Annotated in this window: 20 protein-coding genes and 1 pseudogene; 9 read left to right on the top strand and 12 right to left on the bottom strand. The window is 67.7% G+C overall.

The features are described from left to right. Window positions 1–222: 222 nt before the first annotated feature. The 6 genes from C7H84_RS17745 to C7H84_RS17720 all read right to left on the bottom strand — a co-directional run bounded on the left by C7H84_RS17745 (window position 223) and on the right by C7H84_RS17720 (window position 5609). Window positions 223–1362 carry an amidohydrolase family protein gene (locus tag C7H84_RS17745; protein WP_121860009.1) on the bottom strand — a complete coding sequence of 380 codons (1140 nt, stop codon included), beginning with the start codon at window positions 1360–1362 and terminating at the stop codon, window positions 223–225. Further along, complete coding sequence (gene actP, locus C7H84_RS17740; protein ID WP_121860008.1) at window positions 1359–3044, bottom strand: cation/acetate symporter ActP; 1686 nt, start codon at window positions 3042–3044, stop codon at window positions 1359–1361. The genes C7H84_RS17745 and actP overlap by 4 nt, the downstream gene beginning before the upstream one ends. Beyond that, entirely contained in the window at window positions 3041–3400 is a 360-nt protein-coding gene (locus tag C7H84_RS17735) for a DUF485 domain-containing protein (RefSeq protein ID WP_121860007.1), read from the bottom strand. The genes actP and C7H84_RS17735 overlap by 4 nt, the downstream gene beginning before the upstream one ends. Window positions 3401–3471: 71 nt before the next feature. After that, complete coding sequence (locus C7H84_RS17730; RefSeq protein WP_121860006.1) at window positions 3472–4695, bottom strand: FAD binding domain-containing protein; 1224 nt, start codon at window positions 4693–4695, stop codon at window positions 3472–3474. Window position 4696: 1 nt separating this feature from the next. Then, window positions 4697–5179, bottom strand: coding sequence for a VOC family protein (locus tag C7H84_RS17725; protein WP_121860005.1), 483 nt, complete (start codon window positions 5177–5179; stop codon window positions 4697–4699). Window positions 5180–5336: 157 nt separating this feature from the next. Then, entirely contained in the window at window positions 5337–5609 is a 273-nt protein-coding gene (locus C7H84_RS17720) for a UBP-type zinc finger domain-containing protein (protein ID WP_121860004.1), read from the bottom strand. 224 nt (window positions 5610–5833) lie between these two features. On the opposite strand from C7H84_RS17720, the gene C7H84_RS17715 reads away from it, so the two are divergent. After that, complete coding sequence (locus C7H84_RS17715) at window positions 5834–7105, top strand: NAD(P)/FAD-dependent oxidoreductase (protein ID WP_121860003.1); 1272 nt, start codon at window positions 5834–5836, stop codon at window positions 7103–7105. Between the two features lie 43 nt (window positions 7106–7148). Here the strand turns inward: C7H84_RS17715 and C7H84_RS17710 are convergent, their stop codons facing one another. Together C7H84_RS17710 and C7H84_RS17705 are read right to left on the bottom strand one after the other, a co-directional pair. Then, window positions 7149–8585, bottom strand: a complete 1437-nt coding sequence (locus tag C7H84_RS17710) for a TolC family protein (protein ID WP_121860002.1) — start codon at window positions 8583–8585, stop codon at window positions 7149–7151. Next, window positions 8582–9637, bottom strand: a complete 1056-nt coding sequence (locus C7H84_RS17705; RefSeq protein ID WP_121860001.1) for an HlyD family secretion protein — start codon at window positions 9635–9637, stop codon at window positions 8582–8584. Before C7H84_RS17705 ends, C7H84_RS17710 begins: the two co-directional genes overlap by 4 nt. Window positions 9638–9720: 83 nt before the next feature. Here C7H84_RS17705 and C7H84_RS17700 point away from each other — a divergent pair, with 83 nt between their 5' ends. Further along, a complete protein-coding gene (locus C7H84_RS17700) occupies window positions 9721–11307 on the top strand; it encodes an MFS transporter (RefSeq protein ID WP_121860000.1) in 1587 nt (528 codons plus the stop codon). Between the two features lie 95 nt (window positions 11308–11402). Here C7H84_RS17700 and C7H84_RS17695 read toward each other — a convergent pair whose 3' ends face one another. After that, window positions 11403–12383, bottom strand: a complete 981-nt coding sequence (locus C7H84_RS17695) for an alpha/beta hydrolase (RefSeq protein WP_121859999.1) — start codon at window positions 12381–12383, stop codon at window positions 11403–11405. A gap of 382 nt (window positions 12384–12765) precedes the next feature. Between C7H84_RS17695 and C7H84_RS17690 the strand changes: the two genes are divergently transcribed. The 5 genes from C7H84_RS17690 (at window position 12766) to C7H84_RS17675 (ending at window position 17647) form a co-directional block, all read left to right on the top strand. Further along, window positions 12766–13197 carry a DUF3331 domain-containing protein gene (locus C7H84_RS17690; protein ID WP_121859998.1) on the top strand — a complete coding sequence of 144 codons (432 nt, stop codon included), beginning with the start codon at window positions 12766–12768 and terminating at the stop codon, window positions 13195–13197. Further along, entirely contained in the window at window positions 13194–13517 is a 324-nt protein-coding gene (locus tag C7H84_RS36420) for a hypothetical protein (RefSeq protein WP_162999299.1), read from the top strand. Before C7H84_RS17690 ends, C7H84_RS36420 begins: the two co-directional genes overlap by 4 nt. A gap of 91 nt (window positions 13518–13608) precedes the next feature. Continuing rightward, window positions 13609–15414, top strand: coding sequence for a winged helix-turn-helix domain-containing protein (locus tag C7H84_RS17685; protein WP_121859997.1), 1806 nt, complete (start codon window positions 13609–13611; stop codon window positions 15412–15414). Window positions 15415–15645: 231 nt separating this feature from the next. Beyond that, complete coding sequence (locus tag C7H84_RS17680; protein WP_121860089.1) at window positions 15646–16059, top strand: DoxX family protein; 414 nt, start codon at window positions 15646–15648, stop codon at window positions 16057–16059. Between the two features lie 115 nt (window positions 16060–16174). Continuing rightward, window positions 16175–17647: a mechanosensitive ion channel family protein gene (locus C7H84_RS17675; RefSeq protein WP_121859996.1), complete on the top strand. Its 1473-nt coding sequence runs from the start codon at window positions 16175–16177 to the stop codon at window positions 17645–17647. A gap of 124 nt (window positions 17648–17771) precedes the next feature. Here C7H84_RS17675 and C7H84_RS17670 read toward each other — a convergent pair whose 3' ends face one another. Continuing rightward, complete coding sequence (locus C7H84_RS17670; protein WP_121859995.1) at window positions 17772–18680, bottom strand: LysR family transcriptional regulator; 909 nt, start codon at window positions 18678–18680, stop codon at window positions 17772–17774. On the opposite strand from C7H84_RS17670, the gene C7H84_RS17665 reads away from it, so the two are divergent. Then, complete coding sequence (locus C7H84_RS17665; RefSeq protein ID WP_240462041.1) at window positions 18668–19717, top strand: AraC family transcriptional regulator; 1050 nt, start codon at window positions 18668–18670, stop codon at window positions 19715–19717. The genes C7H84_RS17670 and C7H84_RS17665 overlap by 13 nt on opposite strands. A gap of 63 nt (window positions 19718–19780) precedes the next feature. On the opposite strand, the pseudogene C7H84_RS17660 reads toward C7H84_RS17665, so the two are convergent. Beyond that, window positions 19781–20064: pseudogene (locus tag C7H84_RS17660) on the bottom strand (LamG domain-containing protein); the annotation flags it as partial. Between the two features lie 286 nt (window positions 20065–20350). Here C7H84_RS17660 and C7H84_RS17655 point away from each other — a divergent pair. Next, window positions 20351–22519: a TonB-dependent siderophore receptor gene (locus C7H84_RS17655; RefSeq protein WP_121859993.1), complete on the top strand. Its 2169-nt coding sequence runs from the start codon at window positions 20351–20353 to the stop codon at window positions 22517–22519. A gap of 24 nt (window positions 22520–22543) precedes the next feature. Here C7H84_RS17655 and C7H84_RS17650 read toward each other — a convergent pair whose 3' ends face one another. Then, window positions 22544–23359 carry a response regulator gene (locus tag C7H84_RS17650; RefSeq protein WP_121859992.1) on the bottom strand — a complete coding sequence of 272 codons (816 nt, stop codon included), beginning with the start codon at window positions 23357–23359 and terminating at the stop codon, window positions 22544–22546. Between the last annotated feature and the right edge of the window lie 600 nt (window positions 23360–23959).

The raw sequence follows: 23959 nt of genomic DNA, 5'->3' as shown, positions 1-23959 counted from the left end.
GGGCCGCACGGTCGCGTGCATGCGGGTGCGCGGCGGTCGCGGCGGTGATTGGCAACAGGGTTCAAGTTGTCACTCCAGCAATCGAAAAGGCGCGCAGGCGTTTGCCCGCGCGGTCGCTCATTGGGGCAAGTCTACGCAGACGCCGGGAGCATTTCCTGAAGCGCGGCTGAATCGTTCTGAACGCGTGGCGGCCGCGCCGCGGCCACGTCCGGCACGCCTGCGCTAGATCCGCAGCAGCCGGCCCGCATTGCCGCCGAGCACCATCGCGCGCTGGTCAGCGGCGAGGTCCAGCCGATCGAGAAAACGCACCGGCTGCTCGTAGCCCATGTCGAAGCAGTAGTCGCTGCCGAGCACGAGCCGGTCGATGCCGACGTTCTCGATCAGGAAGTTCAGCACCGGCCCCGAGTGGGACACCGTGTCGTAGCTGAAGCGCCGCAGATAGCTGCTCGGCTTGTGCGCGAGCCGGCGCGTTTCCGGCCGGACGGTCCAGCCTGCGTCCAGCCGGCCGACGAGGATCGGCAGTGCGCCGCCCGCATGCGGCAGCGTGAAATGCAGCCCCGGATAACGATCGAGCACGCCGCCGAGGATCAGGTGCGAACCGGCGATCGCCGTGTCGAACGGATTGCCGAGCAGGTTGCTCAGGTAGAAATCGCCGAGGCGCGCACCGCCGACGGTTTGCTGCGGATGCAGGAACACCGGCAGGCCGAGTTGCTCGATGCGCGCGAACACCGGTGCGAACCGCGGATCGTCGAGGTCGCGGTTGTCGATGTTCGTGCCCATGTACACGCCGCGCACGCCCGGCAGCTGCGACGCGCGTTCGAGTTCGTCGATCGCGTCGGCCGCATCGAGCATCGGCAGCGTCGCGAGTACGACGAAGCGGGTCGGATGTCGTTGGTGGACGCTTGACGCGGCCGTATTCCATGCGCGCGCCAGTTTCGCGTTGAACGACCGGTCACCCCAGTACGCCATCGGCACGCTCAGCGACAGTGCCTGCACGTCGACGCCGGACGCATCCATGTCCTTGAGCCGCGCATCGACGTCGATGAATTTGATCGGCAGCGGCCCGAGGCCGCCGGCCGGCGTGCGGAACGTGAACGTCGTGTCGTCGCACGCGAACGCGCCGCCGAACCGCTTGCCCTCGCCGCCGACCAGATCGCAGAAGCTTTCCGGGTAGTAGTGCGCGTGGATGTCGATCGCACGGGGCCGCGGGGCAGGCGGCGCGATTGAAGCGGACGAAGCGTTCGAAGCGGATGCGGGTTCCGCGGCCGACGCCGGACGTCCGGCAAGGGCCGCACCGGCGAGCGCGGCGAATGCGCCGAGCATGCGGCGCCGCCCGGTGGACAGGCAACAGGGGCACGTCATCGAATCGTCTCCAGGTTATTGTCGTGTTGCAGTGCGCCGTTGCGCGGCAGGGTGCCGAGTTCGCAGTCGACGAGCTGCGTGTCGAACAGCGCACGTTCGCGTCGCGCGCGGGCCGACCGGTCGGTCATCGACACCGCCACAATGGCGACGAATGCCGCGGCCATCGAGAACAGCGCCGGATATTCGTACGGATAGGGCGCGTGCGCGTGGCCGAGCACGTGCACCCACACGGTCGGGCTCAGCACGGTGAGCGTGACCGCGGTGACGAGGCCGACCGTGCCGCCGACCACCGCGCCGCGCGTCGTCAGGCCGCGCCAGTAGATCGAGAGCAGCAGCACCGGGAAGTTCGAGCTGGCCGCGATCGAGAACGTCAGGCTGACGATGAACGCGATGTTCTGCTTTTCGAACGCGATGCCGAGCACGATCGCGAGCACGCCGAGCACCAGCGTCGTCGCGCGGGCGACGCGCATTTCGTCGCGGTCGGTCGCGCGGCCGCGGCGCAGCACGTTCGCGTAGAGGTCGTGCGAGATCGCGGACGAGCCGGCGAGCGTCAGCCCGGCGACCACGGCGAGAATCGTCGAGAACGCGACCGCGCAGATGAACCCCAGGAACAGGTTGCCGCCGACCGCATGCGCGAGGTGGATCGCCACCATGTTCGCGCCGTCGGCGACCGCACCCGATGCATCGTGATACCGCGGGTCCGCCGCGACGAGCGCGATCGTGCCGAAGCCGATCACGATGATCAGCGCATAGCCGACGCCGACGATACCCGTTGCATGCAGGATGCTCTTGCGCGCAGCGCCGACGTCGCCGACCGTGAAGAAGCGCATCAGGATGTGCGGCAGGCCGGCCGTGCCGAAGATCAGCGCGAGGCCGAGCGATACCGCGGACACCGGGTCGGACACGAGGCCGCCGGGGCGCATGATCGCCGCGTGCTTCGGATGGACGCGCAGCGCCTGCTCGAACAGCGCGTCGAGGCTGAAGCCGAAGCGGCTCAGCACCATGAACGCCATGAAAGCCGCGCCCGCGAGCAACAGCACCGCCTTGACGATCTGGATCCAGGTCGTCGCGAGCATGCCGCCGAAGAACACATAGATCACCATCAGCACGCCGACGATCACCACCGCGACCGTATAGTTCAGCCCGAACAGCAGCCCGACGAGCTTGCCGGCGCCGACCATCTGCGACACCAGATAGAGCAGCACGATCACGATCGAGCTCGACGCCGCGAACGCGCGGATCGGCCGTTGCTGCAACCGGTACGACACGACGTCGGCGAGCGTGTACTTGCCGAGGTTGCGCAACGGCTCCGCGATCAGGAACAGGATGATCGGCCAGCTCGCGAGAAAGCCGACCGAATAGATCAGCCCGTCGTAACCGCTCGAGAACACGAGCGCCGAGATGCCGAGCAGCGACGCGGCCGACATGTAGTCGCCGGCGATCGCCCAGCCGTTCTGCAGCGCGGTGATGCGTCCGCCGGCCGCGTAGTGATCGGCGACGCTGTGGTTCTGGCGGGCAGCCCAGCGCGTGATGAAGAGCGTCGACGCGACGAACAGCACGAACATGCCGATGGCGACCGGATTGTGCGCGTGCGCGAGCGGCGCGGTGCCGGCCGCGCACGCCGGCGCCACGGCGGCCGTGGCTACGGCTCCGGCGAAGATGACGGCGACGATGCGTTTCATTGACCACCTCCGTCGCGAATCGACGCGACGAGCGCGTCGTGCACCGAATTCGCACGCCATACGTATAGCGCGACGAGCGCGAAGGTCGCGGCGAACATGCCGAAGCCGACCGGAATCCCCCACGTGGTCGGGCGGCCCGCGACGATCGGCCGGCCGAGCCATGCCGGCGAGAACGCCAGCGACAGGATGAACGCGAAGTAAAGCGCGAGCATGACGGCGGTCAGCAGCCACGCGAATCGCCTTCTTCGGATGACGAAGTGGCGGAAGCGGGCATCGCGCAGCAGCGGATTCGTGGGCGCGGCGGGCACGTCGGGGCCGGGCGCGGGGCCGGCGGCAGCCGGAATCGAGCGGTTCACGATGTCTCCTTGTCGTATCGAATAGGGCGCAATGCGGCGGGCGCGGCACGTCGTGACGCGTCCGCCGGCGTTCAGAATTGCGGCGGCACGGCGGTTTCGCGCATCACGACTTCCGCGGTGCGGTAGCGCTCGGCCATCTCGCGTTCGGTGTCGTTCTTCAGTTGCGCCTGCATGTACGCGCCGAGATGACGCGCGTGTTGCACGATCGCGGCGCCGAATGCGGTGCGGGTGTGGCTGTACGCGCGCAATGCGTCGACCGTATCGGGATGCGCGGCGAGCGCGCCGACGAGCGCCATCGCGTCGCCGGCCGCCTTGGTGACGCCCATCCCGCAATGCGGCCGCGCGACGAACGCGGCGTCGCCGAGCAGCGCGATGCGGCCGAACGCCATGCGCGGCACCTCGAGGTCGTAGATCGGCTGGAACAGCGGCTGCGCGGCGCGCGACACCACTTCCGCGAACTGCGGCGCGAGCAATGCATGTGCGGCGTCTTCCATGTCGTCGAGCACGTCACGACGGATCAGCGTCGGCGGAATGCCGGCCGGCCACAGCTTGCCGGTCGCGTCGGTGAGCAGGTTCGGCAGGTCGGTGTCTTCGCGCGTCGCGCGGTACCACACGAAGTTGTAGCGGCGCTCGCCGGGCTTCGTGCTGTTGTTCGGGCCGGCCACCGGATAACCGAGGATCTGTTCATGCGGCGGCAGCCCGAACGCGAACTTGCCGAACAGCGCCGCATGCGTGTCGTCGGACAATTCGCGCTCGTCGACGAGGCCGCGCCACGCGACATAGCCCGCGTACTGCAGGCATGCGTCCGGCAGCAATCGTTCGCGGATCGCCGAACGGAAGCCGTCGGCCGCGACGACGAGATCGGCGTGCACGACCGACCCGTCGGCCAGCGTGAGCGTCGCGCGCTCGGGGCCGTCCGCCACATCGGCGACGACCGCGCCTGCGTGATGGTGCTGGTCGGGCAGCGCGGCGCGCAGCACGTGATACATCTTGCTCCACGCTGTAAGCGTCTGCGGCAGGGGCCGCTCTGACGCGAGCGAGCCGTCCCGCGCCAGCGTGACGCGCGATTCGACGTTCACGCCGATCGATTCGTCGATGCGCACGCCGGCCGCGCGCAGCACGTCGAACAACTCCGGATGCGTGACGATGCCGGCACCGCGGCCGGACAGCGCATCGGGCACGCGTTCGAACACATCCACGTCCCAGCCGTTGCGCAGCAACAGGTTCGCGGCGAACAGGCCGCCCAGCGAGCCGCCGACGATGGCGGCCTTGCGTTTCGTCGAAAGGGTGCTCATGTCATTCTCCATCGGTAGCGGCGGCCGGGGCGGCCGTGCGCGGCATGTCGAGGCCGGCGACCTCGGCGGCCGGGTAGTTCAGTTCGATCGTCACGCCCGACGGGTCCTCGATGAAGACCTGATGCAGGCCGAGGCTCGGCACGGTGCGGTCGCGCCATTCGATGTGCTCGGCGCGCAGCGTGCGCCACATCGCTTCGACGCCGGTCGCGAGGAACGCGATGTGATCGACGGTGCCGGTTCCCGAAGCGGGCACGGCCTTGTCGCCGAGATACGCGGCCAGCCCGCGCGGATCGGCCGGGTCGATGCCGATCAGGTGGACGGTGCCGTAGTCGGCTTCGTCGTCGCCGGCGTAGAGCCACGCGCCCGGAAAGTCGAACGGCGGACGGTAGCCGCGTTTGAAGCCGAGTACACGTTCATAGAAGCGGCACGATCGTTCGAGATCGGGCGTGCGGATCGAGTAGTGCGCGAGTCGGGAAACAGGCATGGCGTACCCCTTGTTTATCGAAGGATAAGTTATCGTTCGATAAATTCTAGGCGGAAAAACGGCGCAGCGTAAAGCTGTGATCGCGCCGTGTTAACCCTTGGTCCTGAACCGGGGACGAATCATGCGGCGACGGGCGCCGATTGCGCCGGGCGTCGCGTCAGGACGGGAGTTCGCCGGCGACGACTTCGTCCGCGTAGCACCAGATCCAGCGCTCGCCGGGTTCGATCGACCGGACGAGCCGGTGTCCGGTTTCGCTGAAATGCCGGCTCGCGTGGCGGTTCGGCGACGAATCGCAGCAGCCGACGTGTCCGCAGACCAGGCACATCCGCAAATGCACCCAGCGGCTGCCGGATTTCACGCATTCCTCGCAGTAGTCCTTGTCGGTGTGCAGCACGCGCGCGTCGTCGAGATGCGTACAGGCGTTGGCCATCGTGGGGCTCCGGTGCCGGCGCGGGGGCAATGCTTGCGGCGCGGCCGGCGCAATGCCGCAAGCAGGACGGATAGGCGGCATTGTGCGGCGTCGCGGCGCGGCGGCGCCTTAATTGTTATGAAATCGCGCGTTCGGTGCATGCGTGCAGCGTAGAGTCGCGAGTGCGTCCGGACGCATTGCGACGGCCGGACCGCACCCGATAACGACATTCCCGGGAGGCGCTCATGGTTCAGTCGCAGCATGTCCGGATCGTCGGCCTGCCGCACAGCAAGGACGCGTACGCGATCCGCGACTTCCTGCAGCGGCGCATGGTCGCGTATGAATGGTGTGCACTGACGTCGGACGCCGACTGCGCGCGCGAGCTCGGGATCGCGCCGCTGCGCGACATCCGGCTGCCGGTCGTGATCTTTCCGGACGGCTCGCATCTGTACCAGCCGACGCTTGCCGAGATCGCCGCGCGGCTCGGCTGGATTGCGCGGCCGCGCTTCGTGGAATACGACGTGTCGATCTACGGCGCGGGTCCGGCCGGGTTGTCGGCGGCGGTCTATGCGGCGTCCGAGGGGCTGCGCGCGGTGGTAATCGAGCGTGGCGCGGTGGGCGGGCAGGCCGGCACGAGTTCGCTGATCGAGAATTACATGGGGTTTCCCGACGGCATTCCGGGTGCGGAACTCGCTGAGCGTGCACGCGAGCAGGCGATGAAGTTTGGCGTCGAACTGCTGACGATGCGCGAGGGCGTGCATGCGACGTTCGTCGACGGCAAGATCCGCGTCGAGCTCGCCGACGGATCGATTCTGGTCGCGCGCTCGAACATCTGCGCGACCGGCATCGAATATCGCAGCCTCGGCCTGCCGGAAGAGCCGGCTTATCTGAATGCCGGGCTGTTTTACGGCGCCGGGTCGAGCGAGGCGCCGATGTGCGCGGGCGAACAGGTCTTCATCGTCGGCGGCGGCAATTCCGCCGGGCAGGCCGCGATGAATTTCTCGAGGCATGCGCGCGAGGTGACGATGCTCGTGCGCGGCGCGTCGCTCGCCGACACGCTGTCGCGCTATCTGATCGACCGGATCGAGCGCACGCCGAACATCACGGTCCGCTATCGGTCGACGGTCGGCGCGTTGTACGGCGACGGCTGGCTCGATGCGATCGAGCTGCGCTCGGAAGACGGCACGCGCGAACGCGTGCCGGCCACGCGCCTGTTCGTATGCATCGGCGGCGCGCCGAACACCGACTGGGCGAAGGACACCGACATCATCCGCAATCCGGGCGGCTATCTCGTGACCGGCAGCGACCTGTACGATTGCCCGGCGTTCGAGCGCGTGTGGCCGCTCGAGCGCCGGCCGTACTACCTCGAAACCAGCGTGCCGGGATCGTTCGCGGCCGGCGACGTAAGGTCGGGGTCGGTGAAGCGCGTCGCATCCGCAGTCGGCGAAGGCGCGATGGCCGTGACCTTCGTGCACCGGTTTCTCGGCGAGGATGCGCCCCGGCTCGCGAGTGCCTGACGCGGGTGCGAGTGAGGTCTGAGTGAGCGCCTCGGTTGCCGGATTACCGGGTGTCGGCCTGCGTCGAATCGCGCAACCCGCCTCGGGCCGGCTGCGTCGGCGGCGTCCAACCACCGCCCAACGCACGCACCAGGCTCACCGTCGCGACGGCCAGCGCCTGCCGGCTGTGAATCAGCTGACGCCGCGCATTCAATGCGTCGCGATCGGCATCGATGACTTCGAGGTAGCTCACATATCCATGCGCGTAGCGGCTCAGCGACAGCCGCGCGGCCGCGTCCGTCGCGCGCGCCGCGTTGTCGTAGTGCAGGATCCGCTCCTTTTGCGCGGCGATGTCGTTGAGCGCATCCTGCACGTCGCGTAACGCGGCAATCGCGGCCGCGCGGTAGTTCGCATCGGCGACGTCTGCGCCGGCCCGCGCGGCGGCCACCGCGGCATCGCGTTTGCCGCCGTCGAACAGCGTCAGCGCGACGTTCGCGCCGAGGCTCCACAGCGAACTGTTGCGGTCGAGAAACGTGCGGAGGTCGCGGGTCGCGAAGCCGCCGTCCGCCGTCAGTGTCAGGCTCGGCAACCACGCGGTGCGCGCGATGCCCAGCTCGAGCGACGCCGCGTCGGCGCGCCTGGCCGCCGCGAACACGTCCGGGCGTTGCGCCAGCAGCACCGACGGCAACCCGGCCGGCACATCCGGCACGCGTACAGGCACGGTGCGCGTGTCGACGTCGAACGCGGTCGGCGACACACCGGTCAGCACCGCAATGGCATCGACAAGGTTCTCGCGCAGGCGCCGGCTCTCCGCGAAATCGGCATGCGCGGTATCGAGATCGGCCGATGCGCGCAGCGCGTCGAGGTCGCTCGCCGCGCCGGCCCGCACGCGCGCGGCGATCACGTCCAGCGCGGTGCGCCGCAAACCGATCGCGCGCTCGAGCGTCGCGAGATCGTCATCGACGTAACGCAGCGTCAGGTAATCGGCCGCGACCTCGCTCGCGATCCGCAAGCGAACCGCATCGCGATCGGCCGCGGCCTGCAGCACATTTTGCGCGCCGATGTCCGCGTCGCCGCGCAAGCGGCCCAATAGATCAACCTCGTAGCTCGCGGTGACGGGCACCGACCAGTTGTGCATCGTGCGTTTCGGCAGCGCGTTGTCGACCGTGCCGGACACGCGTGAGCGGCTGAACGACGGGTCGATGCGCACGACCGGCGCAAGCGCGGCATCGCGCATGCCGAGCAGCGCCTGCGCCTGCGCGACGCGCGCGGCTGCCGCGCGGATATCGAGGTTGTGCGCGAGCGCGGCGTCGACGAGGATGCCGAGCTGCGGGTCGCCGAACCACGCGGGCCACGCGGCGAGCGACGGCGCACGATCGTCGGTCGACGGGGCGGCATGGCGGAACCGATCGCCGCCGACCGGCACGGGCGCGAGCGGCTGCGGCGCGATCGAGCAAGCGGCCAGCATGCCGGCGGCGAGCAGCGCGAATGCGCGCTTCATCGCGAATCGCCGCTGCGTTGCAGCGTGACGACGACCGACAGCCCGGGCCGGATGCGCGGTTCCGACGCGGCCGGCCCGTCGAGCAGGATCTTGACGGGCACGCGCTGCGTGACTTTCGTGAAATTGCCGGTCGCGTTGTCGGGCGGCAGCAGCGCGAACTGGGCGCCCGTCGCCGGCGACAGGCTGTCGATGCGGCCGGTGAATGTCCGCTGCGGCAGTGCGTCGAAATGCAACTGCACGGCGTCGCCGGTGCGCACGTGACGAAGCTGCGTCTCGCGGAAATTGGCGACGATCCATGGATGCGGCTCGACCAGCGTGAGCAGTGCCTGGCCGGGCGCGACATGCTCGCCGGTCTCGACGGCCTTCTTGCCGACGTAGCCGTCCGACGGTGCGACGACCGTCGTGTAGCCCAACTGCAGCAGCACGTCGTGCAGCCCGGCATCGTTCTGGCTCGAGGCTGCGTCCGCGGCCTGCGCGGCGGCGCGTGCGCTGCGCCGTTGCGAGTCGGCCGCCGCGACGCGTGCGCGCGCGGACTTGCGCGCGGCATCGGCCGCATCGAACTCCTGCTTCGACAGGCCGCGCGGCGTCTCGCGGGTCAGTTCGCGCGCGCGGGCGTAGTCGAGCTCGGCTTTTTCGGCATCGGCGTGCGCCGACACGAGCGTCGCGTCGGCCTGCTCGATCAGCGCGTGTGCGCGGCTTGCATCGGCCCGCGCCTGCGCGACGCGTGCGCGCTGTGCGGCGACGCGGACGTCGAAATCGCGTCGGTCGATCTGCACGAGCGCGTCGCCGGCATGCACGAACTGGTTGTCGTCGACGAGCACACGCTCGACCGTGCCGGCCACGCGCGGCGAGATCACGTGCAGGTGGCCGGTCACGTACGCGTCGTCGGTGCCGCGATCGCGCGCGTAAAACTCGTATACCAGCAGCGCGACGAGCAGCAGCGCAAGCACCGCGATTGCCGCAATGGCCGGCCGGCGAGCGCGTGAGGGCGGCGCGGGCGCGGCGGGCGGCGCTTGCGAAGCAGCCGGCGTATCGGAAGAAGGCGAGGTCATGATCGGCAAACTCCATCGTACGGGCAGGATTCGACGCACCGCGTTATGCTTGCGCCAACTCGACAGGGGGGAGCCGCTCGACGATGAACACCACGTTCGCCACCGGTAGTGCCGCGCCGGCGTCGGCACCGGCTCTCGGCCCGGCGTCGGACATCCCGACGTTTCGGTCGATCGCCGCGATCGCGGCCGTGCTGCTCGGTGCGGTCATCGCGACGCTGACTTCGCGCATCACATCGCTCGGGCTCGCCGACGTGCGCGGCGCGCTCGGCGTCGGCTTCGACGAAGGCGCGTGGATCAACACCGCGTTTACCGCGTCGCAGATGTTCGTCGGGCCGCTCGCGATCGCCGCGGCATTCGTGTTCGGCACACGCCGCGTGCTGGTCGCGGGTGCCGTCGTGTTTCTCGGCGCAGAAAGCGTGTTGCCGCTTTGCACGCAATTCGGCGCGTTCATCGTGTTCCAGGCGATCGCGGGGCTTGCTTCCGGCGTGTTCGTGCCGCTGACGGTCGGCTTCGTCGTTCGCACGCTGCCGCCGCGGCTCATTCCGTTCGGCATCGCCGCGTATGCGATGAATCTCGAGATGTCGCTGAACCTGTCGGCCACGCTCGAAGGGTGGTACAGCGAACACCTGAGCTGGCGCTGGCTGTTCTGGCAGAACGCGGTGCTGACCGTGCCGTTCATCGCATGCCTGATGCTGTCGCTCGCCGACGAACCGATCAAGCGCTTCGCGTCCGGCATCGATGCGCGCGGAATGCTGCTCGGCGCGGGCGGATTCGCGTGCCTGTGCATTGCGCTCGACCAGGGCGAGCGGCTGTTCTGGTTGCAGTCGCCGCTGATCGTCGCGCTGCTCGCCGCCGGCATCCTGATGATTGCCGCGTTCCTGATCCACGAGCTCGCGTCGCCGCGGGCCGGCCTCGATCTCGGCTACCTCGCGCGGCCGAACATCGCGCTGCTGATCGTGCTCGTCGGTCTGGTGCGCTTCACGGTGCTCAACACGAGCTTCATCCCGTCGCTGTTCCTCGCCAGCACGTACGGCCTCCGGCCGCTGCAGATCGGCGACACGCTGCGCTGGATCGCGATACCGCAGCTGCTGTTCGCGCCGTGCGTCGCGCTGCTGCTGCAGCGCTTCGATCCGCGCCGGCTGATCGTGGCCGGCTTCGTGATGGTGGCGATCGCGTTCGCGCTCGGCGCGCGCCTCACGTCGGCCTGGGCCGAGCCCGACTTCATTCCGTCGCAACTGCTGCAGGCGCTCGGGCAGACGATGGCGCTGACGTCCGTCATCTTCTTCTTCGGCAAGCACGTGACGGCCGAACATGCACTGACGTTCGGCGCGGTCGTGCAGACGACGCGCCTGCTGAGCGGGCAGCTCGGCACGACGTCGATCGCGGTGATCCAGCGGATCAGCGAGGGTACCCATTCGAATCTCGTCGGTCTGCATGTGTCGCTGTCCGATCCCGAAACGCTCGAGCGGCTGCGGGCCGGCGCGGCGTCGCTGGTCGCGCATGGCGCCACGTTCGCGACCGGCAACCAGGCCGCGTACGCGCTCGTCGACCGTGCGGTGCGCGTGCAGGCGACCACGCTCGCGCTGGCCGACAACTTCCGCATCGCGATGGCTTTCGCGATCGCGGGCGCACTGATCGGCATCCTGCTGCGGCCCGTGCGGGCCCCGTGAGCGCGGCATCGTGCGGCTGAATTTTTCTGAAAAATCCTGAACGCACGTCTGCCGCGGCGGCATGCTCGCCGCCGCGGCAGACGGCGCGCTGACGCTTAAGCCTGCAGGAACGCGAGCAGCTCGGCGTTGATGCGATCGGCGTTCACGACGCACATGCCGTGCGACCCGCCTTCGATCACCTTCAGCACCGCGTGCTTGACGATCTTCGACGACAGGCGGGCCGAATCGTCGATCGGCACGATCTGGTCGTCATCGCCATGCAGCACGAGCGTCGGCACGTCGATCTTCTTCAGATCGTCCGTGTAGTCGACCTCGGAGAACTCCTTCACGCACAGATACTGGCCGTGAATGCCGCCCATCATCCCCTGCGACCAGAATGCGTCGATCGTGCCCTGCGACGGCTTCGCATTCGGGCGGTTGAACCCGAAGAACGGCACCGCCAGATCCTTGTAGAACTGCGAACGGTTTTCCGCGACGCTCTTGCGGATGCCGTCGAACACGTCCATCGGCAGGCCGCCGGGATTGGTCGGCGACTTCACCATCTGCGGCGGCACCGCGCCGATCAGCACGGCCTTCGACACGCGCTTCGTGCCGTGGCGGCCGATGTAGCGCGCGACTTCGCCGCCGCCGGTCGAGTGGCCGACGAGCGTTGCTTCGCGCACGTCCAGTGCGTCGAGCAGTGCGGCGAGATCGTCCGCGTAGGTGTTCATGTCGTTGCCGTGCGACGGCTGGCTCGAACGGCCGTGGCCGCGGCGGTCGTGCGCGATCACGCGATAGCCGTGCTGCACGAGGAACAGCATCTGCGCGTCCCATGCGTCCGCGCACAGCGGCCAGCCGTGCGAGAACACGACCGGGCGGCCGCTGCCCCAGTCCTTGAAGTAGATCTGCGTGCCGTCTTTCGTGGTGATCGTATTCATCGTGTGGGCTCCTGGGTGGGCTGAAGAGGCGCTGCGCGAAGGCGTGCCGGCCGCGGCCGCCATCGCGGGCAGTGCGGCTGCCGCGACGGCCGTCGCGCCCGCGAGCAGCATGTCGCGGCGGCGGGCCGACGAAACGGCGTCGGTGGGTTCGGGGTGCATCTGGTCTCCTGAAACGGGCGGCGCAACGTGGCCGCGCGGGATGGTGGATCGGTGACGATCGGCCGCCGCCATCCCGCCGGCAGCCGGTCCGCTTGCGTCGTCGCGCGCACGGCCGTGCGGCGCGGACGAGCGAATGCCGTCGGGAGCGTATCGCGGTGCGGTGCGCGCCGTACTGAAATCCGGCTGAATTTTCATGAACACGGGTCGCGCCGTGCGGGCGAGTTGCCGCGCTGCAGAAAAATTAAGCGCGCGACCGTGACTCTTCAGCGAACGGCGACTATCGTCAGCATCGGGTCACTCGCAACACGGTTCGCGCCACGCGCACGGAACCCGCACGGAACCGACGGCCCGCACCGCCCGTCACTTGCCTGGATATGCCGCCATGGACGCCTTCAATCGTTGGGAGCACATGATCACGTCGCTCAGGCCCTCGGCCGCCGCGAGCCTCCGGATGATGCCGATGCCGCGCGAACGAGCGGCGGACGGCTTGCGCCGTGCGCACCCTGACGACGCGCCGACGCCATCGAGCGGCGACGCGCGTCGCCGCAGCGCGATCGTCGCCGTGGAGCGGCAGACCGATTCGTCGATGCTGGTGTCGTGGAGCGATGCGACGCGCTGTCGCTACGACGAGCAGCGCTGGATCAACGCGAAGGCGCGCGGGCCCGGGCGCTGCGCGCTCACGGGGCAGCGGATCAGGGCCGGCGACGCGATTTACAAGCCGCAGTGGCGCGGCGCGAAGCGTCCGGCCAATTGCCGGGAAATGATCCTCGCCGACGCGCTCGAGCGGTTCGTCGGACGACAGGCTGCCGCGTGACCTATCGCGCGGCATGCTTGACGACGGTGAATCGCACGCAACCGGATACCGATATCGCGCGCGTTCGACCGATGCCGTCGATGGCGCCGGCGATTCATTCAACGGTTGTTCGAATCGAAAAGGGCGTCGACCGGTATTGCCCGCATGCATTTGATCCAATTCATCCGATATATCAAACCGGAATTCAGATACGAACGCACCATTTACGCATGGCGCTTGCGCAGCGTGGCGTTTTGCGGTGCACAAGGCCAGCCGAGGTGCCGCGCCGCGGCGCTTTTCGTCATTTCAAAAAATTCGAGCGCTTCATTCTGATAATTTGAATCATTCGACCATGCAAATACCGTAGCATTGAGTGAAACCGGCGCCGAGGTTCAATGGTGCGCCGTTGTATGTCACTCACAAGAAATTTCCATGATCCGGATTGGAACACTTCACGTTTTTCTCGACAGACGTGAAATTCTTTCGAACGGCAAGCTGCTGCGCATCGGCAGCCGCGCATTCGAAATTCTCGAGCTGCTGATTCGGGCGAACGGTGCGCTGGTATCGAAAGATGAAATCATGCAGCGCGTGTGGCCGCACACCGTGGTGGAAGAGAACAACCTGCAGGTGCACATCGCTTCGCTGCGCAAGGCGCTTGCAGGCGACCGGAACCTGATCGTGACGGTGCCGGGCCGCGGCTATCGGCTGGTTGCCGGCCAACACGACAACGACGCGCCCGTACGCCCGGCGATGTTGCGGCCGTCCGCTGCGCCGAGCGCGCTGCTTGGCCGCGAACAGACGGTCGCCGACGTGCTCGCCGCGCTGCAGACTGCGCGCATCGTGACGCTGGTCGGTGCGGGCGGCATCGGCAAGACGCGGGTCGCGATCGAGGCGGCCGCCCGCGCGGACGCGCGTTTTCCGGAAGGCACGGTATTCGTGTCGCTTGCGACGGTCGCGTGTCCGCGCTTCGTGCCGGATGCGCTCGCAAGTGCGTTCGGCATCGCGCAGCCGACCGGTTCGCTGACCCTCGAGGCGGTGCTCGCCGGCGTCGCGCGTCGCCGGATGCTGCTCGTACTCGACAATTGCGAACATTTGCTCGACGCCGCGGCGCAAATCGCCAGTGCACTCACCGATGCCGACGACGGCCTGTGCGTGCTCGCGACGAGCCGCGAAGCGCTGCGGATCCACGGCGAGCGCGTATGCCCGGTGCCGCCGCTCGACGTGCCGGGCGAAGCCGCCGGCGAGCGCGATCCGATGAGCGCGAGCGCCGTGCAGTTGTTCGCGGCGCGTGCGCGCGCGGCCGACCCGCGCTTTCCGCTCGATGCGCGCAGCCAGGCGCTGATGGCGTGCGTCTGTCGCCGCCTCGACGGCCTGCCGCTCGCGATCGAGCTGGCCGCGGCCCGCGCGGCCGTGCTGGGCATCGACGTGCTGGCCGCCCATCTCGACGATCACTTCAGGATGCTGACCGGCGGCTTTCGCACCGCGCTCCCGCGCCATCAGACGCTGCAGGCGATGTACGACTGGAGTTACCGCCTGCTGGGCGATGCCGAGCGGCTGCTATTGCGGTGGCTCGGTGTGTTCCGCGACAGCTTCTCGATCGAGGCGGTGCGCGAGGTGGTGGGGTCGAACGGCCCGGCAGGCGCGGACCTGCTCGATACGATCGCCGGTCTCGTGTCGAAATCGCTGCTGATCCTCGAAACCGCGCAGGGCGCGCCGCGCTACCGGCTGCTCACCACCACGCGCGCGTATGCGCAGCAGCAACTGGAGGCGCACGGCGAATGCGCGGCCGCCGCGCATGCGCACGCGACTTACTTCCTCGCGTTGTTCCGGCTCGCGCCCAATGGCCATGCCAACGCGGGCAGCGAGCCCGGCCGCGGCACGCGGCTCGATGCGGTCAGGCGCGAGCTCGGCAACCTGCGTGCCGCGCTCGACTGGGCATTTTCGCCGCGCGGCGACGCCGCGCTCGGCATCGCGCTGGCGGCCGTTGCGGTGCCTTGCCTGTTCGACCTGTCGCTCGTCGACGAATGCCGGGAGCGGGCGCGCGTGGCGCTCGACGCGATGCGCGATGCGGACGCGACGCCGGTGTCGGCCGACGCGCGCGTGCGCTTGCTCGCCGCGTATGCGGCGGCGCTCGCGCATACGACCGGTTCGACGCAGGCGGTGCATGACGCGTGGTCGGAAGTGCATGCGCTCGGCCTCGATGCGGCCGAGGCCGACCTGCCGTCGCACGAGTCGTGACGGCGGGAATGCGCGGCGCATCGCGCGCTTCAGAACGTTTCAGCCGCGATACAGGACAGCGGCAGGCGAACCGCGTAGATTGGATGAACGGAGAGCGCCGGCAACCCGTCGGCACGCATGCGCGTCGACCACGCGCGCTCGCCGCGATCGCGCGACACCCGTGAATCCCGGCGCGGCAAGACGGCCGGCGCGCGCGTCGCCGCGCACCCGCCCAACCCGGACGATTGCCGCATGAAACCTGCCCAACCGGATCTTTCCCGCCACGCGACCGACCTCGGCCTGCTGTTTCTGCGCGTGTCCGCCAGCCTGCTGCTGATCGTGGTTCACGGCTTGCCCAAGGTCATTCACTACACGTCGGAAGCCGCCGCCATCGAGGATCCGTTCCACCTCGGCCGCACGTTGTCGATCCTGTTTGCGATATTCGCCGAGCTCGTGTGCCCGATCTTCATGATCGTCGGCCTGTGGACGCGGGTGGCGGCACTGCCGGTGATGATCGTCACGATCGTCGCGCTGGTGTTCGTCCATCCCGACTGGTCGCTGCGCGACGGGCAATTCGCATGGATGCTGCTGATCCTGTTCGGCACGGTCGCGATCGCGGGCGCAGGCCGCTACGCATTGCCCAACGTCGTGCGCCGGCGCGAATAGCACCCGGCGGCACCCCCGGTGCCCGCGCGTCGCTGCGCGCCGCGCATGAGTGCGTTGCCGCGGCGGCCTGCGAGCTGCCGGGCGAGCGCCACGTGACCCTCGCTTTCGTTCCGATATGCTGAATTTCTCCGACACGGCACTCTACGGCGTGCCGATCGTGCTGGCCGATCTCGTCGCGTGGCGCGTCTTCGGCCGCGGCCGTTCCGCCATCCGGGCCGCATGGCGCTGCGCGGCGTTCGCCGCGTTGAGTGCCGTACTGTACGCGACCGGCGTCAGCCCGCTCGCCGCGCCCGCGTCGGCCGGGCTCGACCGCGTCGCGCTGCAGGCGGTCTGCATCGCGTGGTGGTTGCAGTGCGCGATCGTGATCAGCCTGTTGCTCGATCATCTGCTGCTGCCGCGGGCGTGGCGCAGCCAGCGGCTCTTTCACGACATCGCCGCGGGCGTCGTGTTCGGCGCGGCAGCGGTCGCCGCGCTCGGCTACGTGCTCGGGTTGCCGTTGAGCGGCGTGGTCGCGACATCCGGCGCCGTGGCGGTGATCCTCGGCCTCGCGCTGCAGAACACGCTGAACGATGTGTTTTCCGGACTTGTGCTGAACACCACGCAGCCGTTCCGGCTCGACGATACGGTATCGATCGGCGAGCTCGAAGGGCGGATCGTCGAAAGCAACTGGCGTGCGACGAAGCTGATCGACAGTCTCGGCAACCTGGTCGTCGTGCCGAATAGCGCGGCGGCCCGTGCGACGATCGTGAACCTGAGCGAGCCGGCCGGCCTGCACGGCGTGACGCTCGCACTCGACGTCGATCCCGCGGTGCGCCCGGCGGTCGTCGTCGGCGCGCTGGAGCGGGCGGCGGCGAGTTCGCTCGATGTACTGGCGCGCCCGGCGCCGATCGCCGTCGTGAAGGCGTTCCGCTCGAATGCGATCCAGTACGAGCTCGTGTGTTACGTCGACGCGCTGCAGAAGAAAATAACCGTGCGCAACGCGCTCTACGATCTTGCGCATCGGCATCTGGCCGCGGCTGGCGTCGCGTGGCGGCCGCTCGGGAGCATGGCGCCGGCGTCGGCGCAGGACGGGCACCACGCATCGCGCCGGCTGCTGCTGTTGCGCGCGGTCGAATTGTTCGCGCGTGTCGACGATGACGACCTGGCCGTGCTGGCCGATGCGCTCGTCTCGCGTTCGTTCGGCAAGGGCGACGTGATCTATGCATCGAATTCCGACGCGCGCGTGCTGACGATCGTCGAATCCGGCGTCGCGGCCGTGTTCGTGCCGGGCGCGGCGGGCAATATCGAAGTTCGGCGCATGGCGCCCGGCGATGCGATCGGGCAATCGGTCGTGCTTGCCGGCACGCGTCTGCATGCGACGGTTCATGCAGTGACCGCGATGACCGTCCGTCAACTGCGTAGCGAGGATCTGTTATCGCTGATTCGCAGGAAACCCGAAGTCGGCAGGCTGATGTGCGAGTCGATCACCGAACATATCGCGACCGAGGAAAGGATGATGATTCCGCCGGCAGAGAAGGCACACGCGTCGTTCAGCCTGATCGCATGGTTCGAGAAGGAAATGAAGCGCCTGCACGATTCGATCGGCTGACCCGCGTCCGGTCGCGTCGGGCTGCCGCCCGTGTTGCGCGATGCCGGCCGCGGGCCGGCGCAACGCGCAGATTCAGGCGGGAAGGGTTTTGGTCGTCAACGTGCGCGATGCACGAACGCAGCGCTCAGGCAGCCTTCGTGAAGCAATCGACGAGGTCGGGGCGGTCGAGTTGCTCTACCCACCAGTGGAGTGCGCGGCCGGCCTCGTCGCTGCGCCAGGCGAGATAGCAGTGCGTGGTGTCGCGCATGCCGGTCACCTGGCGAGCGACGAGCTTGCCGTCGGCGATCGCGCGTTCAGCGATGCATTCCGGCAGCGTGCCCACCGCAAGCCCTTCGCATTGCGCGTCCCGTTTGGCCGCAAGCGTCGGCACCGCGAGATACGGCTGGCCCGCATCGATCGCGACCGATTGCGGCTGCAGTTCGCGCGACGTGTCGCTGATCACCGCGCCGCGATACTTGACGACCGACGCCATCGAAAGCGGCTCCGGAAGCGCCGCGAGCGGATGGTTCGGCGCGACGGCGAAGATGTGCTTCAGCGAGCCGATCGGCCGCGCGATGATGTTCGGCAGCTCGGGCGGCTCTCCTGCGGCACCGACGACGAGATCCGCGCGGCGGGAGATCAGGGCGTCCCAGGTGCCGCCGAGCACTTCGGTCGACAGCCGCAGCCGCGTGTCCATCTCGAGTGCATAGAACCGGTGCACGAACGGCCACAACGCATCGAACGGCAGGATCTCGTCGATACAGATGCGCACCTCGGTTTCCCAGCCTTCCTGCACGCGCTGCGCCTTCATCTCCAGCTGTTCGGCCGCGCGCAGCAGGCGCCGGCCTTCCTCGACGACGACGCGCCCCGCATGCGTGAGCTTCGCGCGCCGGCCGCTGCGGTCGAACAGCGCGACGCCGAGATCGCTTTCCAGTTTTTGCACCAGATAGGTGAGAGCGGACGGTACGCGGTGCAGCAGTTCCGCGGCTTCGGCGAACGTTCCGGTCCGGTCAATTGCATCCAGGGCTTCGAGCGCTTCGAATGACAGCTTCATCGCGAGTTCCGGTAGAGGGCGGCTGGCGCATCATATCAGTGCCCGCAAGCGCGGGCAGCACACGTCATCGCGGTTTGCTAGACTCGTGTGCGTCGTCATTCGCTGCGTCGCCTCACGTCACCATGACCGCCCGTCAGTCAGACACTCCATCCTCGGATTTCATCCCGGCCGACGTCAGGCAGACCGTCGTCACCCAAGCATTGCCGAACGGGCAAATCGGCATCGTCCGCCTGAAAACCTTGCGCAGGAACATGGGGCTGACCGCGCCCTACGAGCTCGAGAACACGGACCTCATCGTGTTGCAGTTGCGACCGTTCGGCGAGCAGGAACTGTGGCTCGACGGCCGTCGCGCACCGTTCGTGCCGTACGGCGCGGGCACGGTCACGGTCTACGATCTCGATCGGAACTGGGTGTCCGATCTCAAGGGGGCGTTCGATTGTCTCCACTTCCACCTGCCGCGGCACACGCTCGACGAAACGGTCGACGAACTCGGCGGCCGGCGGCGGCCTCAGCTGTATCTGCCGCCTCATCTGAGTACGCACGATTCGATCATCCATGCGCTCGGGCAGTCGCTGTTACCGGCGCTGGCCCGGCCGGACCAGGCGTCGCAGATCTTCATCGACCATGTAGCGCTCGCGTTCCAGGCGCACGTCGCCCAGCGGTACGGCGGCATCGGCGAGCGGCGGCAATCATCGCCCGGCAAACTCACGCCATCGCAGGCACGCCGCGCGAAGGAACTTCTGCTCGAGCACCTCGACGGCAACATCGGGCTGGCCGACGTGGCGAGCGCCTGCGGGCTGTCACGCGGCTATTTCGTCAAGGCGTTTCATCAAACGACCGGGCTGCCGCCGCATCGCTGGCTCATCGTGCAGCGTGTCGAACGAGCGAAGGAATTGATGAGCAATCCGAACCTGCCGTTGAGCATGATCGCGCTCGCGTGCGGCTTCGCCGATCAGAGTCATTTCTCGCGAACCTTCACACGCGTGACGGGCGTGAATCCCCGCCGGTGGCGTGCGGAGAATAGCGGATCGTCGTGACGCAGCGGCGGTCCGGCGGAATGGTCCGCATCGTTGGCCGGCGCCCGGGAAATCCGGCCCCCGTCACGTTTCCTGCGCGAGCGCCTTCACCTGCTCGGCCGACATCGCACCACGATAGATCCGGAATGCGTCGATCGCGCCGTTGAAGAACGGATCGCCCGGATACTGTGAACGTCCGATCCAGTTCTGCGCGGTTTTCCCGATGCGCCACGGCGCGAAGATGACGTCGTTCGCCGAGCCGATCGCGTTGCCGTTCCGATAGAGCGTCGCGGTTTCGGCCGACAGCGTGACCGCGACGTGGGCCATTGTCCGGCCGGCAGTGCCGCGTTGCCGTCGATCACGCGCTCGCAGGTATGTAAAGTGATGGATTCCCACTATTTCATACGGTTGTCGTACGACGGACGACGTGGAAAGGGCTTCATACCGGATTTCTCGCCTGCAGCGGCATCACGTTCATCCCGGTTTTTTTTAAAGACCGCGCAACGTTCGGCCGATATCATTCAGGCGCTCGAAAACGACGCAATCGATCGACGCGCACCGAACCGGTGCGCGACCGCCCCGCAAGACCGCCCAACCCGGCAATGAACGACCGGCACGCGGCACGAAGGCAGCACGACGGAGAGTATCGAAACGATGGGAACGGCGACAGGATCGGTGCGGCGCGCAATCGCGCTCGCGGCCGGGGGAACGTTGTGCGTGGCGGCTGCCGGCGGCGCGCACGCGCAGGCATCGAACGCGGCGTCGGCGCTGCTGCCGAAGATCGACGTAACGGGCCAGGCCAGCCGTGCGTCGCATGGACTCGTCGGGTTACGCACCGCGACCGGCACGAAAACCGACACGCCGATCGCCGAGATTCCGCAGACCACCAACCTCGTGACCGCGCAGCAGATCGAGATGACCGGCGCGACCGACCTGAACCAGGCGTTGCGCTACGTGCCGGGCTTCGCGACGTTCGGTGCGGACAGCCGGACCGACTCGTATGCGGCGCTGCGGGGCTTCACGCCGACGCTGTATGTCGACGGCATGCCGGCGCCGAACACGGCGGTCATCGCGAACTGGCGCGTCGATCCTTACACGATCGATTCGATCGCCGTGTTGCGCGGCCCGACGTCGGTGCTGTACGGCGCGGCCGAGCCGGGCGCGATCGTCGATGCGCACACCAAGCTCGCCGACGGCGAGCGCATCCGCGAAGCCGGCGTGGAGATCGGCAACAACGCACGCAAGCAGACCATGCTCGACCTCGGCGACACGCTTGATCCGGACGGCAAGTATGCGTATCGCTTCGTTGGCGTCGCGCGCGACGGCAATGCATGGACCGGCCCGAAGGCCGACGAGCGCGTCGCGCTGGCGCCGTCGTTCCGCTGGCGGCCGACGGCCGACACGTCGCTGACGGTGTCCGCGTCGTTCCTGCAGGATCATGGCGACATCTCGTCGAATTTCCTGCCGGCGTCCGGCACGGTGCTGCCGAACCGGAACGGACGCCTGTCGCAGGACATCTACATGGGCGACCCGTCGTTCAGCGACTACCGGAAGAAGCAATGGTCGCTCGGCTACGCGCTCGAGCATCGCGTGAACCCGATCTGGACGCTGCATCAGGACGTGCGCTGGTCGCGGCTGTCGCTCGACGATGCGACGGTGTTCGGCAACGGGTTCGTGCCCGGCAGCACGACGAACATGCTGCGTACCGCCGGGCTGTTCCAGCTCAACTACAGCCGGCTCGACATCGACAACCGCGCACAGGCGCGCTTCGTCACCGGCCCGCTCGAACACACGCTATTGCTCGGCCTGCAGTTCGACCGGCAGACGACTACCAACAGCGTATGGCTCGCGATGGCGCCGTCGCTGAACCTGTATCACCCGGTCTATCGGCCGGTGACGGCCGCGATTTTCTCCGGGCCGACGTCGCTCGGGCGGTACGACCAGTACACGGCGATGAATTCGCTGGGCGCGTACGCGCAGGACCAGATCCGCTGGAACCGCTGGACGCTGACGCTTGGTGGCCGCGAGGATCGCGTGAACGCGCGCTTCGACGACCGCGCGGCCGGCACCGGCAAGCAGCAGGACGTCAGTGCGTTTTCCGGCCGTGTCGGGCTCACCTGGCAGGGCGACGGGGGATGGTCGCCCTATGCGAGCTACTCGACGTCGTTCGATCCGGTGATCGGCTTGCGCTTGTATGGCGGCGGCTTGCCGAAGCCGACGCGCGGCGGGCAGGTCGAGGCAGGGCTGCGCTGGCAGCCGCCCGGCCGCAACCTGATGCTGACCGCGGCCGTGTACCGCATCGACCAGACCAACGTCGCGACGCCGACGCCGCTGAATCTCGATCCCACCGGCACGTCGTCGATGCAGACCGGCAAGGTGCGTTCGCGCGGCATCGAACTGAGCGCCGTCGGGAAGGTGACGCGCGAGTTGTCGGTCGTCGCGTCGTACGTCTATCAGGACGTCAAGAATGTGCAGGCGAACGATGCGTCGCTGAACAACTGGCCGGTGGCCGTGCCGCTGCCGCGACAGATGGCGTCGCTATGGACGGACTGGACCTGGCACGCCGGCGCGCTGTCGGGTCTCGGGATCGGCGCCGGCGTGCGCTACCAGAGCGCATTGGCCGGCGCGCCGGACAACTCGCTGACGGTGCCGAGCGTCACGCTGTACGACCTGGCGATGCACTACGAGCTGCGTCACTGGCGCCTCGCGCTGAACGTCGCGAACGTGTTCGACCGGCGCTACGTCGCCGGCTGCCAGTCGTACGCGGTGTGCGTGTTCGGCAACGAGCGGACCGTGCTGGCAAGCGCCAAATACAACTGGTGAGCGCGTCACGCGTGCGGCGCGCGATTACGCGTCGCGCCGCGGTTCCCGCGTGGCCGCGCGCCCGGCCGCGTGGCGCTGTCGCCGCCATTCGGTCGGTGTGACGCCGAAGCGTTCGCGAAACGCGGTGGCGAAATTTGCCGGCGTGGAAAAGCCGATTTCCTTCGCGATGCTTGCAATGCTGAGCGTCGTCGCATCCAGCAGATCCTGCGCGATTCGCAGGCGCTCGTGCCGCAAGTACTCGAACACGGTCTGACCGAGGTTGTCGCGAAACGCGCGCGACAGCCGCTTTTCATGCGTGCCGACCGCGCGTGCCAGTTGCTCGACCGTCGGCGGATCGTTCAGCGAGCGCGACAGATGACGAATGGCCGCGCGCACGATGATGTCGTCGTCGTTGCCGGCGGCGAACGCCGCGGGCGCATCGTCTTCATCCGCCGCCAACGGCCGCTTCGTCCGCATCAGTTGCACGCGAATCCGCGCGATGACTTCGGCCGGCTCGAACGGCTTCACGACATAGTCGACACCGCCGATCTCGAGCCCTTCGATGCGCTCGTGCAACTCGCCGGCCACTGTCAGGAAAATCACCGGAATTGCACTCGTCAACGGATCGGCGGCCAGCCGCCGGCAGGCGGTGAAACCGTCCATGCGCGGCATGCGCACGTCCATCAGGATCAGATCGGGCATCAGCGCCTGCGCGCGCTGGCACGCTTGCACGCCGTCGAACGCAATGCTGATCCGGCATCCGGTGTCGCGCAGGATATCGATCAGCAAGCGCAACTGCTCGGGCTGATCGTCGACGATCAGGACATGGGCGTGGCTCAATGCGGAGCTCGGTGGAAGCATCGTGCACCTGTTCAGGAATGGCCGCGGGCAGCGTTCCAGTGCGGCGGCGATTCCGGTTCGGGAAAATCGTCGGAAGCCTCGATACGGCTTCGCGAAAGCGCATGGCACGCGTGCATCGATCAGGCGGACGTCGCCGGACTGCACGGCAGGCAGGGGGCGGCGTAATACCCGGCGTTCGTTGTTCTGATCCCCGGCCGATAAAGGCGCGGATGATTGCCGGTTCCGGAATCGATGCGAGCGGAATTGTAGGGGGATATTTCGATTCTCGCCAGATCGCGAGCCTCTATTCTTCGCTTTTATATTCACGTGGCTTTGATGAGGCGGTATCGTTTCGGGTGTGTTTCCTTTCATATCGATTCGCAGCGATGCTCGAATCCGGCTGCTGCTGCCTGCTGCGCCGGCATCTCCGGGCGGCTTTTTAAAAATATATTCAAATCGAATTCAATTGCCGTCCGCTCCGTCAAAGTATTTGTCCGTCGGGGAAAACATTTTTATTAAGCGTAAATATAAGAAATCGTTTGCGCGCAGTGGTATTTATGCGTAACTCATTGAAAATATTGGAATTTACAATCTATAAAGAGTCGGCCCTGCAAAATCATG

Source organism: Burkholderia sp. Nafp2/4-1b, from assembly GCF_003635165.1.
Classification (GTDB): Bacteria; Pseudomonadota; Gammaproteobacteria; order Burkholderiales; family Burkholderiaceae; genus Burkholderia.
The sequence above is the reverse complement of the archived record's forward strand: the minus strand, read 5'-3'. Positions and strand labels throughout refer to the sequence as shown.

What these genes read in the sequence shown, in the direction of transcription:
- C7H84_RS17715 (WP_121860003.1), top strand. Translation starts at nt 5,834, where the DNA reads ATGGTTCAGTCGCAGCATGTCCGGATCGTCGGCCTGCCGCACAGCAAG.
- C7H84_RS17670 (WP_121859995.1), bottom strand. Translation starts at nt 18,680, where the DNA reads ATGAAGCTGTCATTCGAAGCGCTCGAAGCCCTGGATGCAATTGACCGG.
- C7H84_RS17700 (WP_121860000.1), top strand. Translation starts at nt 9,721, where the DNA reads ATGAACACCACGTTCGCCACCGGTAGTGCCGCGCCGGCGTCGGCACCG.
- C7H84_RS17675 (WP_121859996.1), top strand. Translation starts at nt 16,175, where the DNA reads ATGCTGAATTTCTCCGACACGGCACTCTACGGCGTGCCGATCGTGCTG.
- C7H84_RS17650 (WP_121859992.1), bottom strand. Translation starts at nt 23,359, where the DNA reads ATGCTTCCACCGAGCTCCGCATTGAGCCACGCCCATGTCCTGATCGTC.
- C7H84_RS17710 (WP_121860002.1), bottom strand. Translation starts at nt 8,585, where the DNA reads ATGAAGCGCGCATTCGCGCTGCTCGCCGCCGGCATGCTGGCCGCTTGC.
- C7H84_RS17705 (WP_121860001.1), bottom strand. Translation starts at nt 9,637, where the DNA reads ATGACCTCGCCTTCTTCCGATACGCCGGCTGCTTCGCAAGCGCCGCCC.
- C7H84_RS17690 (WP_121859998.1), top strand. Translation starts at nt 12,766, where the DNA reads ATGGACGCCTTCAATCGTTGGGAGCACATGATCACGTCGCTCAGGCCC.
- actP (WP_121860008.1), bottom strand. Translation starts at nt 3,044, where the DNA reads ATGAAACGCATCGTCGCCGTCATCTTCGCCGGAGCCGTAGCCACGGCC.
- C7H84_RS17745 (WP_121860009.1), bottom strand. Translation starts at nt 1,362, where the DNA reads ATGACGTGCCCCTGTTGCCTGTCCACCGGGCGGCGCCGCATGCTCGGC.
- C7H84_RS17665 (WP_240462041.1), top strand. Translation starts at nt 18,668, where the DNA reads ATGACAGCTTCATCGCGAGTTCCGGTAGAGGGCGGCTGGCGCATCATA.
- C7H84_RS17730 (WP_121860006.1), bottom strand. Translation starts at nt 4,695, where the DNA reads ATGAGCACCCTTTCGACGAAACGCAAGGCCGCCATCGTCGGCGGCTCG.
- C7H84_RS17720 (WP_121860004.1), bottom strand. Translation starts at nt 5,609, where the DNA reads ATGGCCAACGCCTGTACGCATCTCGACGACGCGCGCGTGCTGCACACC.
- C7H84_RS17695 (WP_121859999.1), bottom strand. Translation starts at nt 12,383, where the DNA reads ATGCACCCCGAACCCACCGACGCCGTTTCGTCGGCCCGCCGCCGCGAC.
- C7H84_RS17685 (WP_121859997.1), top strand. Translation starts at nt 13,609, where the DNA reads ATGATCCGGATTGGAACACTTCACGTTTTTCTCGACAGACGTGAAATT.
- C7H84_RS17680 (WP_121860089.1), top strand. Translation starts at nt 15,646, where the DNA reads ATGAAACCTGCCCAACCGGATCTTTCCCGCCACGCGACCGACCTCGGC.
- C7H84_RS17725 (WP_121860005.1), bottom strand. Translation starts at nt 5,179, where the DNA reads ATGCCTGTTTCCCGACTCGCGCACTACTCGATCCGCACGCCCGATCTC.
- C7H84_RS17655 (WP_121859993.1), top strand. Translation starts at nt 20,351, where the DNA reads ATGGGAACGGCGACAGGATCGGTGCGGCGCGCAATCGCGCTCGCGGCC.